The 16,689-nt window shown below is 34.8% G+C and carries 16 protein-coding genes; 11 read left to right on the top strand and 5 right to left on the bottom strand.

What is annotated here, in order from left to right; all coding sequences use genetic code 11:
* Positions 1–5 precede the first annotated feature (5 nt).
* Both I6760_RS01780 and I6760_RS01775 read left to right on the top strand, forming a co-directional pair.
* Positions 6–1,430: a DASS family sodium-coupled anion symporter gene (locus I6760_RS01780; RefSeq protein WP_196592809.1), complete on the top strand. Its 1,425-nt coding sequence runs from the start codon at positions 6–8 to the stop codon at positions 1,428–1,430.
* A 170-nt stretch (positions 1,431–1,600) separates the two neighbouring features.
* Positions 1,601–2,989 (top strand): aspartate ammonia-lyase, encoded by a 1,389-nt coding sequence (locus tag I6760_RS01775; RefSeq protein WP_196592808.1) that lies wholly within the window; start codon positions 1,601–1,603, stop codon positions 2,987–2,989.
* Positions 2,990–3,045: 56 nt separating this feature from the next.
* Here the strand turns inward: I6760_RS01775 and I6760_RS01770 are convergent, their stop codons facing one another.
* The 3 genes from I6760_RS01770 to I6760_RS01760 form a co-directional block, all read right to left on the bottom strand.
* Complete coding sequence (locus I6760_RS01770) at positions 3,046–3,483, bottom strand: hypothetical protein (protein ID WP_196592807.1); 438 nt, start codon at positions 3,481–3,483, stop codon at positions 3,046–3,048.
* A gap of 471 nt (positions 3,484–3,954) precedes the next feature.
* Positions 3,955–4,281 (bottom strand): hypothetical protein, encoded by a 327-nt coding sequence (locus I6760_RS01765; protein ID WP_196592806.1) that lies wholly within the window; start codon positions 4,279–4,281, stop codon positions 3,955–3,957.
* Between the two features lie 26 nt (positions 4,282–4,307).
* Positions 4,308–4,655 (bottom strand): mannan-binding lectin, encoded by a 348-nt coding sequence (locus I6760_RS01760; protein ID WP_196592805.1) that lies wholly within the window; start codon positions 4,653–4,655, stop codon positions 4,308–4,310.
* A 173-nt stretch (positions 4,656–4,828) separates the two neighbouring features.
* Here I6760_RS01760 and I6760_RS01755 point away from each other — a divergent pair, with 173 nt between their 5' ends.
* The 4 genes from I6760_RS01755 to rfbD all read left to right on the top strand — a co-directional run bounded on the left by I6760_RS01755 (position 4,829) and on the right by rfbD (position 8,508).
* On the top strand, positions 4,829–6,199 hold the full coding sequence (locus I6760_RS01755) for a helix-turn-helix domain-containing protein (RefSeq protein ID WP_196592804.1): 1,371 nt from the start codon (positions 4,829–4,831) through the stop codon (positions 6,197–6,199).
* Positions 6,200–6,247: 48 nt separating this feature from the next.
* Positions 6,248–7,228, top strand: a complete 981-nt coding sequence (locus tag I6760_RS01750) for a hypothetical protein (RefSeq protein WP_196592803.1) — start codon at positions 6,248–6,250, stop codon at positions 7,226–7,228.
* 131 nt (positions 7,229–7,359) lie between these two features.
* On the top strand, positions 7,360–7,569 hold the full coding sequence (locus tag I6760_RS01745) for a helix-turn-helix domain-containing protein (RefSeq protein WP_196592802.1): 210 nt from the start codon (positions 7,360–7,362) through the stop codon (positions 7,567–7,569).
* Between the two features lie 69 nt (positions 7,570–7,638).
* Positions 7,639–8,508, top strand: a complete 870-nt coding sequence (gene rfbD, locus I6760_RS01740; RefSeq protein WP_196592801.1) for a dTDP-4-dehydrorhamnose reductase — start codon at positions 7,639–7,641, stop codon at positions 8,506–8,508.
* A 128-nt stretch (positions 8,509–8,636) separates the two neighbouring features.
* On the opposite strand, the gene I6760_RS01735 is transcribed toward rfbD, so the two are convergent.
* A complete protein-coding gene (locus I6760_RS01735; RefSeq protein ID WP_196592800.1) occupies positions 8,637–9,296 on the bottom strand; it encodes an NUDIX hydrolase in 660 nt (219 codons plus the stop codon).
* A gap of 127 nt (positions 9,297–9,423) precedes the next feature.
* Positions 9,424–9,765: a cupin domain-containing protein gene (locus tag I6760_RS01730; protein WP_196592799.1), complete on the bottom strand. Its 342-nt coding sequence runs from the start codon at positions 9,763–9,765 to the stop codon at positions 9,424–9,426.
* A 106-nt stretch (positions 9,766–9,871) separates the two neighbouring features.
* On the opposite strand from I6760_RS01730, the gene I6760_RS01725 reads away from it, so the two are divergent.
* The 5 genes from I6760_RS01725 (at position 9,872) to galU (ending at position 16,688) form a co-directional block, all read left to right on the top strand.
* Positions 9,872–10,630 carry a YdcF family protein gene (locus I6760_RS01725; RefSeq protein ID WP_196592798.1) on the top strand — a complete coding sequence of 253 codons (759 nt, stop codon included), beginning with the start codon at positions 9,872–9,874 and terminating at the stop codon, positions 10,628–10,630.
* A gap of 574 nt (positions 10,631–11,204) precedes the next feature.
* On the top strand, positions 11,205–12,314 hold the full coding sequence (tnpB, locus tag I6760_RS01720) for an IS200/IS605 family element RNA-guided endonuclease TnpB (protein ID WP_196592797.1): 1,110 nt from the start codon (positions 11,205–11,207) through the stop codon (positions 12,312–12,314).
* 261 nt (positions 12,315–12,575) lie between these two features.
* Complete coding sequence (locus tag I6760_RS01715; protein ID WP_196592796.1) at positions 12,576–13,910, top strand: MATE family efflux transporter; 1,335 nt, start codon at positions 12,576–12,578, stop codon at positions 13,908–13,910.
* A 471-nt stretch (positions 13,911–14,381) separates the two neighbouring features.
* Positions 14,382–15,734, top strand: coding sequence for a phosphohexomutase domain-containing protein (locus tag I6760_RS01710; protein ID WP_196592795.1), 1,353 nt, complete (start codon positions 14,382–14,384; stop codon positions 15,732–15,734).
* Positions 15,735–15,809: 75 nt separating this feature from the next.
* A complete protein-coding gene (gene galU, locus I6760_RS01705; protein ID WP_196592794.1) occupies positions 15,810–16,688 on the top strand; it encodes a UTP--glucose-1-phosphate uridylyltransferase GalU in 879 nt (292 codons plus the stop codon).
* The last annotated feature ends 1 nt before the right edge of the window (position 16,689 follow it).

Genomic DNA, 16,689 nt, shown 5'->3' with positions numbered 1-16,689 from the left:
TTATAATGGCTAAAAAAAGGTGTTTAACAACTGTTTTAATCCGCGGACTCATGTGTATTGTTGTCGGTATAATATTATGGTTCTTTCCTGTTCCTTTAGGTATAAGACCAGAAGCATGGCATTTATTGGCAATATTTGTCGCTACTATTGCTGGTTTTATTCTCCAGCCACTGCCGATTGGTGCTGTTGCTATAATTGCTTGTACAGCATCGGTAATACTACACGTGCTGAAGCCAGGGCAGGCTCTGGCTGGATTCAGCAATACAACGATATGGCTTATTGTATCAGCATTTATGTTTGCTGAAGGTTTTATAAAAACAGGTTTGGGACGACGTATAGCATATTTGTTATTAAAAAAATTTGGCAGTAGTACACTTCGCGTGGCTTATGTTATGAGTGCAGCAGATTTCATAATTGCACCATTTACGCCATCAAATACAGCCCGTGGCGGTGGTATTATATTTCCCATTGTGCGTAGTATATGCTCGACTATCGGAGCTGAGCCAGGACAAAAAGAAAACCAGCGCACTGGAGCATTTTTAATCTACAGCTCGTATTGTGCTGTTATCACTTCAGCTTGTATTTTCCTTACAGGTGCTTCTAATAATGCTTTGGCAGTATCATTGGCAAAAAGTTTATTTAATATTACCATAACATGGTCGGATTGGTTTATTGCCTGCATATTTCCAGGACTTTTTTTAGCATTATTTACGCCGTGGCTTTTATATAAAATTATAAATCCTGAATTAAAAGACACCCCGAAAACAAAGTCATTGGCGGCAGAACATCTAAAAAAAATGGGCAAAATGTCATTATCTGAAAAAATGCTATGTATAATTTTTTTTGCTGCATTATTGCTTTGGGCCACAGCATCATTGCATGGTATAAATTCAGCTTTTGTTGCTTTATTGGGACTTAGTGCGATGCTGGCAGTGCATATTTTGGAATGGGATGATGTGCTGCAACAAAAAAATGCTTGGGATGCATTGATCTGGATGGGAGTACTTGTGAATATGGCAGCTTATCTAGCTAAATTTGGTCTGATGAAATATCTGGCTCGGACTATTGGGATAAGCCTTGCAGGCACATCATGGATGCTAATGCTTATCATATTGGCAATAGTTTATGTTTATCTGCATTATGGTTTAGCCAGTAATAGCGCACATATTATGGCATTATTCGCAGCTTTTTCCACAATATTGATTGCTGCTGGAGCCCCTGCCTTGGGAGTATTAATAGTTTTTAGTGTTTTAGCAAACAGTTGTTCATTTCTTACACACTATGGCTGTGGAGTAACGCCAATATTTTTTAATGCTAACTTTATGAGTCAGGGTAAATGGTGGAAAATAGGTTTTCTTATGTCTACACTGCATATAATTGTTTGGCTACTTATTGGATTACCATGGATGAAATTTGTAGGATTTTTTTAATAAAAAAATTAAAATGCATTGCTATTGATCAAGTTATATTATACAATGTTAATGAATTTTGTATTTTGTATACAAAAAGTATTTGAAACTAGATTTGAGGTACAAATTTTTACAAAACATTTCCTATTATAAAGACTCATTTAAAATAATTTAAGAAAGGTGAACTAAAAATGAGAAAAGAACGTGACTTTATAGGAGAATTAGAAGTACCTGATGATGTATATTACGGTGTACAGACCTTACGGGCCAAAGAGAACTTTCATATAACAGGTCAAACTATTGATCCTGAGTTTGTGCAGGCAATTGCAGAGGTAAAAAAAGCGGCGGCCATGGCTAATTTAGAGACTGGACGGATGGATAAAAAAATTGGTAAGGCCTTGATTCAGGCGGCTGATGAAATAATAGCGGGTAAAATGCTTGATCAATTTCCTGTAGATCCTATTCAAGGTGGAGCGGGGACTTCTATTAATATGAATATGAACGAAGTCCTTTCCAATCGTGCTTTGGAAATTATTGGCGAAAAAAAGGGTCGGTATGATATTATTTCTCCTAATAATCATGCTAATATGGCCCAATCGACTAATGATACTCTGCCCACAGGGATTAAAGTATGTATAAGCCATAAGAGTAAAAAACTTATAGCAGCTCTCACTCGATTAGCTGTTGAATTGGATAAAAAAGCTGAAGATTACAAGAACATTCTGAAAATGGGACGAACTCATTTGCAGGACGCGGTACCAATTACCTTGGGACAGGAAATGGGATCTTATGCTTCGTCAGTGCGTCGTGGTATAAATCGTATTAAAAGTGCTGTTTCATCTATTCATACGATAAATTTAGGTGCTACAGCAGTAGGGACGGGACTTAATGCAGAGCCGGCATATATAAAGGATGTTGCTATAACTCTTTCAAAAGTTACCGGTGAAACATTTATTACGGCAGATAATCTTATTGACACAACTAATAATACGGATGGTTTTGCCGATGTATCATCTGCTTTAAAAGTGACGGCGCTGGTGTTGATAAAAATGGCTAATGATTTTCGCCTAATGGCTTCTGGACCCCGCTGTGGACTTAATGAATTAAAACTTCCTGCTCGTCAGCCGGGGTCTTCCATAATGCCAGGGAAGGTTAATCCCGTAATAGCAGAGGTTCTTGATCAAACTTGTTATCAGGTGATTGCCAATGATATGGCGGTAAGTCTTGGTGTTGAAAATGGTCAGTTTGAATTAAATGTAATGGAACCGATAATGGCCTTCAACATATTTAATTCAATGAATTATTTAACAAATGCAGTTAATACTTTTATTGATAAACTTCTTATTGATTTGCAGCCTAACGAAAAACAATGTCATAGTTGGCTTGATAATAGTGTAGGCATAATAACAGCATTGCTGCCGCATATTGGCTATGAAAACTCCGCAATATTGGCTAAAGAAGCTTATACAACAGGTAAACCTATTCGTGAAATAGTTTTGCGCAAGGGATTGTTGCCCAAGAAAAAATTGGAACATATTCTTTCACCGGAACAAATGACTCATCCGGGAATAGCTGAATAACCATTTATAATTTTAATAAATTGTTGCCTGAACAACAGAGAAATAAGTCTGGGAAATTAATATCCAGACTTATTTTTTATACTATTTTCAGCTAGATTAATGTTAATTATTTCAAAAAAATTTTCCTGTATTTTTTCTGCTGTATTGGATACCCATATACATATATGTTTTTTATAAGCTGCTAAATTACCATCATTGCGCATTAAAAGTATTTCTGCTTTATTATTATCAATAGTATATTGTTTGCTGCTGCATATCCGTATGATTCCAGTAATATCATGAAATTCAATGCAGTTGGTCAAGGGTAAAACCGATTCCCATAATATTTTTTGTGTATTGCATATGATAAAATTTCCCGTTTTTTGCATTACCGCTGCAAATTTTCTGTTGGCACTTATCAGGCACTCACCAGGTAATAATTTTTCACCACGAAATAGCATGTTTCCCCGGCATTCGCAGCCATCAATAAATTTTCCATTTAGAATTATACTCATATGTTTTGTTTATTCCTTTTCAGAAATTTTGTTATATAAATTAAGAGAGCAAATGTTTGTCTGTAATATACAAACAGCTCATTATTTTTTATAACTATTATAAGACACACTAAGGTTTTTTAACGCAATAATATTTTTTAATTAAGTATGTAATAATAAATAGAAAATTATTACATATATTGTTATAATATATGTATATTCATTTATTTAGTAGAAAATTATTATATATTGAGAAATATAATCTATCTACAAATATTAATGAGTAAGAAAATTTAGCGTTAATATTTTGGTAATATATGCTTATTCAGTATATTAAGTAATATCCCTTGAATTAACGGAAATGCCTGTTAAAATATGTATTTTTAATAAAAATATAAAACAGGCTTTGTTAAAACAAAGTCTGTTTTATGTTTTTATAACAGTGAGTATATGTGTAAAATAGTTATAGAAAATATATTTTACAATATAATATTATAACTCATGTATGGAAAAATTAAGTGTCGTTCCTGTTACTTTGAAACTTGCACTTTGCTTATTTTTTTTATAAAAAAACTTATGGGTATTACTTGTTTTAGTTTTTCCCAGTATCGCATGAACTTGGATCCAAATTGGGGCTCCTTCTGGTATGGGATGAGATAATTCTGCTAGATCACAGGTTCTTGACTGACCTACAGGATATTTTCCACTGGACCAGTCGGCATTTAGTTCATTACCATCTTCATCAGCATATTTTACCTTGAATTCCATAACGAATGCGGCGCTGTTGACACATGATATTTTTTCTACTTCAATAGCCATCGTCTGACCTCCTAAGATAAATATACTTATTTTACTTTAAATGTACAGCCGCATACGCTCATTTTGCCATCTATAACGGTAGTCCACTGGCCATTCCAGGTTCCGCCATATGAAGCACATACTATGGGACATTTTTCAGCGGCATCTTCCTGATTGAAGATAGGGCCTGCTAAGACATCCATAGTATATGATTCTGCTCCTTGGGATGGAACATCAAAAACGCAGCCGCATACACTCATTTCACAAGTTATTACAGTATTCCATTCTCCATTCCATCTCCCAAGATGTGCAGCACAAGCAATAGGACATTTCTTTTTTGCTTCTTCCTGATTAAAAATAGGACCCACGGGGATATCAACAGTAAATTCAGCCATAATAAAACCTCCTAAATATATAATAATATCAAAACATTCTATCTATAATGTATTATAAGTTTGTTAGTTTTTACTATGGTGAATTAAATTGGTTTATTTATAAAATAAATAGAAAAAGATAAAATTAATGTATCTATAGGATAATTATATCATGATATGGGGGTAATTTTAGCATGAAAATAAATAATAGAAATCTTACCAAGCGTGAAGCAGAAATTCTTACTTGTATTTGTAATGGTTATACTAATATTGAAATAAGTCGTGCCTTGAAATTATCGCTGAATACAGTTAAAGTACATGTTAAACACATTTATAAGAAACTCGATGTAACTAATCGTACCGAGGCGGCTATGTCAGTGCAAGGTAATGCAGTGCAGGATAAAAATAGTGTTCCTTTATTAATTATTGATAATTTTTCTAAAAATATACACGATTCTGTTTCTATAAAAATGAAACATATGGTTTTGCAGCTGCAGGATAAATTATTAAAGTTTCTTATTCAAAAAGACTTATTTTATGTATGTACTAATTCGTCACCTTACGAGCTTAATGAAAACCAGGAAAATTACCGTGTCTACGGTCAGACTGAGAAAATAGGCAATAAAATGTTATTATCGGTATATTTGGAGACTTATCCCAGACATTATTACCTGTGGAATGAAAATTTTATTATAGACAGCAGTAATTCTCTTATTGAGTTGTCAGCACAACAGATAGCAGCGTCACTAACATATCATTTATTAGAAAAAGAGGCAATCCATCAGGTTATAGCAAGACTGCCGGAAAAGTCGACATTTCAGAAACTTATATTGTCAATTCATTTACTGAATGAGTCAACAAATACTTCTATTAATGCCGCAAAGAAATTCTTGGATGAAATTTTGGCAATATGTCCTGAACATATTGTTGGGCTATATAGCCGCTGTATTGCCAGTTATCTTGCAATAATAACCAATTGTAGTAAAAATCCAGAGCAGGATAGTATACTATTGGCTCAATATTGTAAAAAACTCACGCAGATCACAAGGAATAATGCAAAGTCATATTATGTGCGGGGATTATACTGTTTATTGCAAAAAAATCGTATCAGGGCAATACATTTATTTCAAAAAGCTGTGTCTATAGATCCTTCATTTCAGGAATGCTATCTAATGTTGGCACAGATTTATGCTTTAAATAATGATAAAACTGATGCTGAGTATATGTTAAACAGAGCATTTAGTCTATGTGCTGATTATCAATATAAGGGAAATAACCTTATTGCTGTGGGAATAATATATTTCTGTCTAAAAAAATATGATAAGGCAATACATTTTTTGGAAGAAAATTTTTGTGTACAGGAAAATCATATTTTTGAAAGCTTATTATATATTTGCTGCTTGTATATGTCAGGGAACATAAATGCAGCTATGAAATTTGCCGATAAAGTAAATGTTGACGATGAATATATAAATACGATATTGCAGTTTACTAATGAAGATCTGGCGCTTTATATAAAAAAAATGCTGCAGAAGCTGCATATTGTCACTTCTGAATTTGTTTAACTTTTTTAATATAAATTACAAACTAATTATTGTTAAGGAGTGTTTTTTATGGGTGATTTAATAATTAATGATTTTCTTACAGGCGATATCATTCTTTTTAAAGTAGATTTTAATTCTCCTAATACAGAGTGGATTTCCAAAGCTATTGCTCTTTTAACAAAATCCGATGTCAGCCATGCTGCATTATATATGGGGAAAATATCATCCCAGAAAATTGCGTGTCTTTCTGATGAAGGGCTTAAAGGTTTGTCAGTTCACGAAATTACTCCTGCCTATGGTAGTTATTTTCGGGAAAATAAGAATCCACGACCTGTTTATATTCGTCGCATGCTTATCCCTGTTGAAAAAAATCCTGTAATGAAGGCAGCATATAATTATATTGAGCAGGATGAACCTTATGATATACCAGGTCTTGTGATGGTAGGATTGATACTATTGTATAGGGATTGTCCTGTTCATTTACTGCCGGTTTCATTGATTAGTAAAATATTCGCGATGGGTGCGACTATTTTGGATAATTTTATCCAGCAATACCTTCATCCCGGTAAAAAACCTATGATATGTTCTCAGTATGTATTTCAATGTTATCAGGATGCTGGTGGGGCATATCCTTTGCAGGTAGCTGTATCCGATAATAGTAGGTCTGGTTTAATAGATATTGTCTGTGATAATTTTTTACAGCAGGATAAGTTCTCTGCAAAATTACAGAGAATGTACTATGATGAAGAATCCATAATTCAATTAGTTAAAATTCTTCATAAAAATAATTTTGTTCAATTGAATCGGGAAAAAGTAAATAATATGCTCAATACAGACTCAGTATTGGTGCAAAATATAATTAATTTTGTGGACAGATTTTATTGTATCCTTTCAAATAATAATAGCACAGATATATCACTCAAGGAAAAATTGCAAAAATTGCAAATTAATAAAGCTTTATTTGTTACGCCAGCGGATATAAAAAATTGTACCAACTTGGTAACTACAGGATCTTCCTGTATATATAGAAGTGAGGAAAATTTTCAATAATGAGTTTAGTATAACACTTTAGAGTTATTTTTTTTATTTTCAATAGAGCATATACTTATATACAATAGTAAAATTATTTTTATGTTATTTCAATGAATAATTGTATTTTATTTTTGTGAGGAGTATTTGATATGCTGTATTATAAAATAAAGGAAGCACGCATAAAACATGGTCTTACACAGCAGCATCTATCACGATTGTCGGGAGTCAGTGTCAGTATGATATGTGCAATAGAAAACAACTATCGCAATCCTACAGTATTAGTTTTACATGAGCTGGCAAAAGCAATGCATCTTCAGATTTCTGAATTATATGAAGAGTGTTCTGTCCCTTTTTATTGATCAAATGGCTATTTTAGGATAAACTATTAGTTATAATAATATTTTAGGATGGCTAGGGGATAAAAAAAGATGAAAATTTTGGTTACAGGATATTCAGGACAGCTGGGATTTGATGTATGCCGGGAACTTGATCGGCGTAAAATAAGTTATTATGGGGCAGTACGCCGTGATTTTGACTTGACTGATGCTGATGCTGTAAGTCAATTTATAATAAATTATAAACCTGATGCGGTTATTCATTGTGCGGCATATACTGCTGTTGACAAGGCCGAAGATGAGGTTGGGCTGTGCCGGAAAATAAATGTAGATGCTGTAAGAGCAATAGCAATGACTTGTTGCAGTATAGGAGCTAAACTGGTATATATAAGTACTGACTATGTGTTTCCTGGTGATGGAGAAGAATTTTATGAGATAAATGATGCTAAAAAACCGTTGAATGTGTATGGACAATCTAAACTTGACGGGGAAAGAATAGTCGAAACTTTATTAGAAAAATATTTTATTGTTCGTATATCATGGGTTTTTGGGATAAATGGGCATAATTTTATAAGATCAATGCTGAATCTGTCTAAAACGCATAATAATTTGACAATAGTAGATGACCAAATTGGTTCACCTACTTATACAGCAGATTTGGCACCACTTTTATGCAGTATGGTGCAAAGTGATAAATATGGGATTTATCATGCGACTAATGAAGGAATATGCTCGTGGGCGGAATTTGCGGAGAACATATTTATGTCAGCTGGATTAAAAGTACGGGTAACAGGACAGCCAAGCAGTGCTTATCCCACAAGGGCAAAGCGTCCACTGAATTCACGAATGAGTAAAAAGTCATTAGATAAGGCTGGATTTAAACACCTGCCAGATTGGCATGATGCTTTACGGCGTTATATATATGAATTGCAGGCCGTCGGTGCTTTACCAGAAAAACAATAAGTTTATTTTATAATAAAAACAGTATTATTCACTATAAATATGCCATAGTAGTGTAATAATACTGTTTTTTTAGTTATATAGATGGATTTATAATGAAGTTTTTATTATATAAAATCTGTATTATAAACTTATTGATAAAACTTCGTACATACATCGCGGATAATACGCGCTGTTAATCCCCAGATAATACCTTCATATGTTTTGTAAACATAAATATGATGTCTAAGATTTCCCCACGGTTTTTCGTATTGTGATGGTAATCCCAATTCTTTTGTAGGCAGTAATTCGACGAGTTGGTTTTTATTATTAAAATAGGATGGATGATTTTTTACTAAGACACTGTATTCAGACGGTGGATTATTTTTAAAATAGGATATAGGAAGTGTAAAAGCCCGTTCTACTTCATCGTTGTTTATTTTTAAATCTTTGAGCATGTAGTCAGCTGTACCAATAAAAATGTTAATAATTTTTCCTATGGGAAGAATTAAAGTATCAGCTTGTCCTATTATAGAAATTTTATCAGAGCAGACGCCTAATTCTTCGCTCGTTTCCCGCAGGGCAGTATGCTGCAGTGAGGTATCTTGTCTTGGATCGTATTTGCCACCGGGAAAACATATTTCGCCACCTTGGGAAATATGAGGGCTTCTTTTCTGTAGTAGCAGATGATATTCATTATTTATTGGTAATAATAAAACAAGGACAGCGGCATTCATATATTCATCTTTTCCCTGGATTCCTGGAAATGGTGGCAGATGTTTTTTGAAATTATTTAATGTATTATCCTGCATATTATCTTCCTTTTGTTCTTAACAATCATATTATTTTCCATGCGGCCTGAAAAATTTTTATTTTGCTGCAATTAGCAACATATAATATATGAATTGTTATGGTATGTCATGAACATTATTTAGTTAGTTAGTCATTAATTATAAGCGCAATAAATACCAGATTACTGCTGCTTATATTTTCGATGCCGTGTGATTCGCCATTAGGACAAAAAGTTGTGTCACCTGTTTTTACAGTTATTTCATTGCCATTGTTATTATAGATACCACTCCCCTTTATTACGTGGTAAGTTTCAGTATTACCCTGGTGTTTGTGATAACCAAGGGAGCAGCCTGGTTCTAAGGTTACTTTGGCAAACATTTGGCATTTATCTTTCATTTCTGTGGGAGTAATCAGATGTTCAATAAGTACATGTCCCTTGCCGCCGGCTTTTTTTTCAGTACGAATAATTTCTTGTTTTTTCATTAACATATTATTACGCCTCTTTTGCTAAGTTTTGTTATTTTGTGATAATATAATAACTATATTATTTTATTTCGTTGTTGATTTAAAATATCCTTGTAGGGGAGTATTATAAATGATCTACTTGCTAAAATTTGGAGCTAGTTTCGTCCTGCCACCAGGAATATTCATAGTAGTGTTTTTTCTATTGGCAGTATATTGCTGGAACCATGTAAAAAAAAATATTGCCGTAATTATTTTTGCGATTACCTTTGTATTGTATTTAGCATCGACGGGCTGGATAGCAGAAAAGTTAGTGAGTAATTTGGAAAATGTATATAATCCACCAGTATATCCAACAGGTGATGCGATAATAATGCTCGGGGGTGGGGCTACTTTAGATACACCAGATGTAAGCGGCACCGGACAGCTGTGTAGCGTTCCGGCGAATCGACTGCTGACAGCAGTAAGGCTGCAGGAGCGGCTGGGAGTTCCTATTTTAGTATCAGGTGGGCAGGCCTATGAAGATAGTGGTAAAGAAGCAGTTATAGCCAGGCGGATTTTAATGGATCTGGGAGTGCCAAAACAAAAAATACTAGTTGAAGATAAGAGTCTTAACACAAAACAAAATGCAGTGTTTTCAGCAAAGATATTAGCAGCACATGATTTAGTTGAGCCGCTTTTAGTCACATCGGCATTTCATATGCGACGGGCTGTGTTGAATTTTAAGCAGGAAGGGATACATGTTACTCCTTATCCGACTGATTATATAGAAAATAAAAAACGTGTTTTTCATTATACAAAACTGGCTCCGTCGGCAAATGCACTGGCTGATACAGAAATGGCTCTTCAGGAAAATTTGCGTTTTTGGGTGACAAAATATCTTAAATATTGATTAAATGGGAGCCGCACACTCGTGACATTAGTCAGAGTTAGGCGACCAAACTAGTCAGTATGTATAGAAATATGCGTATAGAGATTGGCAAAGACCAATCCAATACTGCCTGAAATGCTGGAAACTCCTAAAGACAGCATAGCCACAACGCTAAGATGAAACAAGCTCAAACGTGACGGCGACGAAAGTAAAAAAAATATGCTGTATGGTGCAAGGTTAAACCCTAAACACTAAGAAAATGGACAATCAGCAGGAAAGCTCCGAACAGGAGAATCCCCAACGACTATTCCTCTTGAGGGAAGTACAGCCAAGCGGCTGGAAGTGGGCAGACCTTAACGGATAATGCCGAAGGACAAGATATAGTCTGTGCTTTATGGAAACATAAAGGAGTTCATAAGAGAACCGCATAGGAAGCAGCGAGCCCGTGTGAACGACACCTCCCCCATACGACTAAAAAAGAACTTACGACTCTTATATATGTTACTGCAAAGAACTTGCTTTTCTAAAGCCTGCATGTTAAGTTTAAAATAATCAGGCAATAATCTTGTAAAGATAAAAAGAAAAGTGAGCAATCATGGAAAAAACCTTCAAATTTAGGATATACCCCAACAAAACACAAGAACTACTGCTGCAAAAAACATTTGGCTGCGTAAGATATGTTTTTAATCACTATCTCGACATGCGAATCAAAGCATACAATAATGATAAAACCACACTTACCTATACCAAATGTTCCAGTAATTTAACGCAGTTGAAAAAAGAAAACACCTGGTTAAAAGAACCAGATAAATGTTCCTTACAAAACGCGTTAAAAGACCTCGATACAGCTTACCAGAACTTTTTTAAACATAAAAAAGTTGGCTTTCCTAAATTCAAGACCAAAAAAAACAGGCATAAATCCTACAAAACAAACTTTACCAATAGCAACATTGAATTTCTGGGAACAAAAATAAAACTTCCCAAACTAGGTAAAGTAAAAATAAGAGATAAACAAGTACCGCAGGGCAGAATCTTAAACGCAGTAATATCACAAACCCCTGATGGTAAATACTTTGTATCCCTATGCTGTACAGAAATAGAAAAACCTGTTTTTAATCGTACTGACAACTATGTCGGTATCGACCTTGGCCTAAAAGAATTTGCAATCACCTCTGATGGCGATAAACATCCCCATCATAAATACCTGAAACAGTCACTACGAAAACTTGCCAAACTGCAAAAAAGCTTGTCCCGAAAAACAAAGGACAGCTCAAACAGAAATAAAGCAAGAATCAAAGTGGCAAGGCTGCAGGCACGTATTGCAAATCAGCGAAAAGATATGCTGCATAAACTATCTCATAAACTTATAGAAAACTACGATGTTATCTGCTTAGAAGACTTACAAATAAATAACATGCTGAAAAACCACAAACTTGCCCGAAGTATTATAGATGCCAGCTGGTCAGAATTTATCCGCCAGATAAAATATAAAGCTCAGTGGTATAGCAAAGAAATAGTACAAATAGACAAATTCTATCCATCAAGCCAGCTGTGCCATAATTGTGGTTACCAGAACAAAGAAATAAAAGATCTTACTATAAGAAAATGGGAATGTCCTAACTGTAAAGCCCAGCATGACAGAGATATAAATGCCGCCATAAACATTCGCAATGAAGGACTAAGAATATTAAACATAACAGCGTAATAACATATATAAGAACCGTAGGAACTACGGGGATAGCCTGTGGAGATAATATAAGACGTGCTTTTGGCGCAACTATCCGTGAAGCAGGAACCCCGCGACTTTAGTCGTGGGAGGTTCAGATTGTTGTGTTTTTTTATTGGTCGATGCAAGAAAAAATATAAAAAAGTTTTGCAATATATTTTTTTTTATGCTATTATATCCAGATGGTAAATATTTATTTACCATCTGGATATAATTTTAACTAAGAATTGGTGAATTTTTATGACGAAAGATCTTACTACAGGTGGTCCGGCTGGTCTGATATTTTCATTTTCTGTACCTTTGATAATAGGGAATATTTTTCAACAGATGTATTTATTGGTAGATACACTTATAGTTGGCCGCTTTTTAGGTGTAAGTGCATTAGCGGCAGTGGGCTGCAGTGGTTGTCTGATGTTTTTAATGATTGGATTTGTTTTAGGGTTTACGAATGGTGTAGCTATTTATACAGGGCAGAGGTTTGGAGCTGGAGATCTAGCAGGGGTACGCAAAAGTACAGCGGCCTGTATGCTTATTTGTGTTGTTATGGCGGTAGTTCTGACTGTTGTAGGCATCTTACTGGCAAAACCGATGCTTATCTTTATGCAGACACCAGCAGAAGTTCTGCCTATGGCGTATGCTTTTATCAGTGTGATTTATGGTGGTATTACGGTAACAATAATGTTTAATATGCTTATGAATCTTATAAGAGCGCTTGGTGATAGTCGTACACCTTTATATTTTTTAATTTTTGGTAGTGCAGCCAATATCGGATTAGAAATTATATTTATTCCTGTATGGGGATTGGGAATTGTCGGAGCCGCTGCTGCTACGGTAATATGTCAGCTAATTTCAGCTGTTTTATGTTTGCTGTATATAAAAAAGAAAATGCCCGTTCTGCATATAAAAAAATCAGATTGCTGGCCGACCGCGGCTTTTGTGTGGGCACATCTAAGAATAGGCTTGCCAATGGGCTTTCAGGCCTCTATAATAGCGTTAGGAGCTATTATTCTTCAGGTATCATTGAATAATTTGGGGGAATTTGCAGTAGCCGGTTATGCAGCCGCGCAGAAGATAGATATGATTGCTGTTATGCCGATGATGTCTTTTGGAATGGCAATGGCAGCATATACGGCACAGAATTATGGGGCAAGAAAAATTCAGCGGATAAATCAGGGCGTTAAAAAGTGTATTTTGATGTCAGGAATTTTTTCTATTTTTATAGGGGCTTTTTTAATACATTTTGGTCCAGATATGCTTAGGCAGTTTGTTGGTGATGGACAACCAAAAGTAGTTGAATACGGACAGCTCTATTTGATTATTGATGGAGTCAGTTACATAATATTGTCACTTCTTTTTATTTATCGTTTTACTCTTCAGGGATTAGGACAGAGTATTGTTCCTACTATTGCTGGGATAATGGAACTTGTAATGCGGGGAGTAGCTGCTGTGTTTTTAGTAAATATATATGGTTATATTGGGGCTTGTCTGGCTAATCCTTTGGCTTGGATTGGGTCATGTCTGCCCTTGGCAATAATGTATTATTATACGCAACGTAGTTTAAAAAGTTCATATTAATATAAGGTAAACGTTTAACTTATGCTTTTTTTGATATTAGCTGTTACAGGGAGGAAATTAATAAGTAAATAACGAATTAATAAAATATTATTAAATATAAGGATATCCTATTTTAAAGCTTTTAATTTAAAAATGAAATGTTTTCTGCTGTATTTTTATTATCGCGAGATGAAGATGTTGTAGAAGGCAAAAATTATTCTATTTTTTAGGTACAGCTGTCAAGTATATAGTTGAATTGTAAGATATAAAGTTTCTTAAAAAGCAGGGGCTTCTGCTATTACTAAAATAGTATAGGCGAGAATAGATTTAAAAAATGTGGGATATATGAGAATGGCCTGTTTAGGGTTATGATATTAGTATTATTGGACAAGAAAGTTTTTTAGCACAAAGGTATTAAAGAGTGTAAATTATCGCTGAAATAGCAAGTGACAGTTAATTACCAGAAAATTTAACGTAAGAGGAGAAATTTATATGGAATTAAAACGTGCAGGATTTAAAGCGTATGATATTCGCGGCAAATATCCAGAAGAAGTAAATGAAGAACTTGCTTATCGGGTGGGGTGTGTATTTGTTGATATTTTTAAACCTAAAAAAGTTGTTGTGGGACATGATATAAGATTGTCAGGGCCAAAATTGAGAGATGCACTTGTACGAGGATTTACTGACATGGGATGTGACGTTGTTGATATTGGTCAGTGTGGTACTGAAATGATTTATTTTGCGACATACTTTTTGCAGCTTGACGGCGGAATAATGATAACTGCTAGTCATAATCCCAAAGATTATAATGGCATGAAACTCGTTCGTGAGGGGGCTCGGCCTATTAGTTCTGATACGGGTTTAAAGGAAATAGAAGATAGGGTTATTGCAGGTAAGATAGGAACAAAAGCAGCAGTAAAAGGAATTGTAATTAAACAAGATATTATGAATGATTATGTTAATCATATTATAAAATATGTAGACATAAAAGAGCTTAAGCCGCTAAAAGTTGTTGTTAATGCTGGAAATGGTTCTGCCGGTCCTATTATTGATATGATGGAAAAAATGCTGCCTTTTGAATTTATAAAGATAAATAATGAACCGGATGGAAACTTTCCTAATGGGGTGCCTAATCCTATTTTGGTTGAAAATCGTGAAGTTACAGCTAAAGCTGTCAGAGAAAATAAAGCTGATGTAGGTGTTGCATGGGATGGGGACTTTGACCGCTGCTTTATTTTTGATGAAAAGGGCAATATGATTGAAGGATATTATATTGTTGGATTTTTAGCTAAAGCTTTTCTGGCTAAAAATCCTGGAGCAAAAATAATTTATGACCCCCGGCTTATATGGAATACTATTGAAATTGTTGAACAGGCTGGTGGGGTACCTGTATTGTGTAAGAGCGGACATGCTTTTATTAAAGAAAAAATGCGTAAAGTCAATGCTGTTTACGGCGGGGAAATGTCAGCGCATAATTATTTCCGCGAATTCACTTTTTGCGATAGTGGTATGATAACATGGCTTTTAGTTTTGGAATTAATGTGCAAAGCGGGACGTCCCTTGTCTGAGATTTTAGAAGAACGTATGCAGCGATATCCTATAAGTGGTGAAATAAACAGCACGGTAAAAGATGCTAAGGCTGTTATGGAAAAAATAGAAAAAATATATGGGCCTGCTGGTAAAGTGGATAAAACAGACGGACTTAGTGTGTCGTATGATAAATGGCGATTTAATTTACGTATATCTAATACTGAACCGGTTATTCGTCTTAATGTTGAATCGCGTGGAGATAAGACTTTACTTAAAACTAAAACAGAGGAATTGCTTAATATCATACGAGCATGATATATGGTATTTACTGTACTCAATGAATACAGCTCAATCAGCACTAAATTAATAAGCAGATAGGAATGTAATTTTATGAAAAAAAAGATAAAAAGAGCTATTATACCAGCTGCGGGATTGGGAACTAGATTTTTACCAGCTACAAAAGCTCAACCTAAAGAAATGCTGCCGATTGTTGATAAACCAGCAATACAGTTTATTGTCGAAGAAGCTATTGCTTCAGGGATAGAGGAAATTCTAGTAATAACAGGGCGGAATAAGCGTTCTATCGAAGACCATTTTGACAGATCCCTGGAATTAGAAATGCAGCTTAAGGCAAAGGGAAAATATGAAATGTTAAAGACGATTGAGGAAATATCCAATATATCACTTCATTTTATACGGCAAAAAGAAGCACGTGGTTTAGGACATGCTGTTTTGTGTGCTAAACAATTTGTTGGCGATGAACCCTTTGCGGTATTACTGGGAGATGACCTTGTAGATGCGGAAGTACCATGCTTGTCACAGCTGATAAAAGCTTATGATGATTTAGGTGGCAGTATCCTTGGCGTGCAGAAAGTACCTCATTCGCAGGTATGTAATTATGGAATAGTAGATCCGCAGCAGGTAAATGATAATATCTGGCTGGCCAAAAACTTGGTGGAAAAACCGCCAATTGACAAGGCACCATCTGATTTGGCTGTATTGGGACGGTATATTTTGGAACCAGAAATTTTTGGTATATTAGAACATACAAAACCAGGAAGTGGTAATGAAATACAATTGACAGATGCTATATGTGAATTGAGCCGCAAGCAAAAAGTTTATGCATTTAATTTTGCTGGTAGGCGTTATGATATAGGCGATAAAGAAGGTTTTTTGGAGGCAACAGTGGAATATGCTTTAAAAAGACCGGAATTGCGTGATAGATTTATGGCCTATATGGTGAAAACTATTGGGCCTTTGCTGAAATAAA

This window comes from Pectinatus sottacetonis (assembly GCF_015732155.1).
Taxonomy (GTDB): domain Bacteria; phylum Bacillota; class Negativicutes; order Selenomonadales; family Selenomonadaceae; genus Pectinatus; species Pectinatus sottacetonis.
This window is presented reverse-complemented; position numbering and strand designations above follow the sequence as displayed.

Bases quoted from the DNA above. Each gene is read 5' to 3' on its own strand.
- tnpB (WP_196592797.1), top strand. From the start codon at position 11,205: ATGGAAAAAACCTTCAAATTTAGGATATACCCCAACAAAACACAAGAA.
- I6760_RS01760 (WP_196592805.1), bottom strand. From the start codon at position 4,655: ATGGCTGAATTTACTGTTGATATCCCCGTGGGTCCTATTTTTAATCAG.
- I6760_RS01725 (WP_196592798.1), top strand. From the start codon at position 9,872: ATGATCTACTTGCTAAAATTTGGAGCTAGTTTCGTCCTGCCACCAGGA.
- I6760_RS01715 (WP_196592796.1), top strand. From the start codon at position 12,576: ATGACGAAAGATCTTACTACAGGTGGTCCGGCTGGTCTGATATTTTCA.
- I6760_RS01755 (WP_196592804.1), top strand. From the start codon at position 4,829: ATGAAAATAAATAATAGAAATCTTACCAAGCGTGAAGCAGAAATTCTT.
- rfbD (WP_196592801.1), top strand. From the start codon at position 7,639: ATGAAAATTTTGGTTACAGGATATTCAGGACAGCTGGGATTTGATGTA.
- I6760_RS01730 (WP_196592799.1), bottom strand. From the start codon at position 9,765: ATGTTAATGAAAAAACAAGAAATTATTCGTACTGAAAAAAAAGCCGGC.
- I6760_RS01710 (WP_196592795.1), top strand. From the start codon at position 14,382: ATGGAATTAAAACGTGCAGGATTTAAAGCGTATGATATTCGCGGCAAA.
- I6760_RS01780 (WP_196592809.1), top strand. From the start codon at position 6: ATGGCTAAAAAAAGGTGTTTAACAACTGTTTTAATCCGCGGACTCATG.
- galU (WP_196592794.1), top strand. From the start codon at position 15,810: ATGAAAAAAAAGATAAAAAGAGCTATTATACCAGCTGCGGGATTGGGA.
- I6760_RS01775 (WP_196592808.1), top strand. From the start codon at position 1,601: ATGAGAAAAGAACGTGACTTTATAGGAGAATTAGAAGTACCTGATGAT.
- I6760_RS01745 (WP_196592802.1), top strand. From the start codon at position 7,360: ATGCTGTATTATAAAATAAAGGAAGCACGCATAAAACATGGTCTTACA.
- I6760_RS01735 (WP_196592800.1), bottom strand. From the start codon at position 9,296: ATGCAGGATAATACATTAAATAATTTCAAAAAACATCTGCCACCATTT.
- I6760_RS01765 (WP_196592806.1), bottom strand. From the start codon at position 4,281: ATGGCTATTGAAGTAGAAAAAATATCATGTGTCAACAGCGCCGCATTC.
- I6760_RS01750 (WP_196592803.1), top strand. From the start codon at position 6,248: ATGGGTGATTTAATAATTAATGATTTTCTTACAGGCGATATCATTCTT.
- I6760_RS01770 (WP_196592807.1), bottom strand. From the start codon at position 3,483: ATGAGTATAATTCTAAATGGAAAATTTATTGATGGCTGCGAATGCCGG.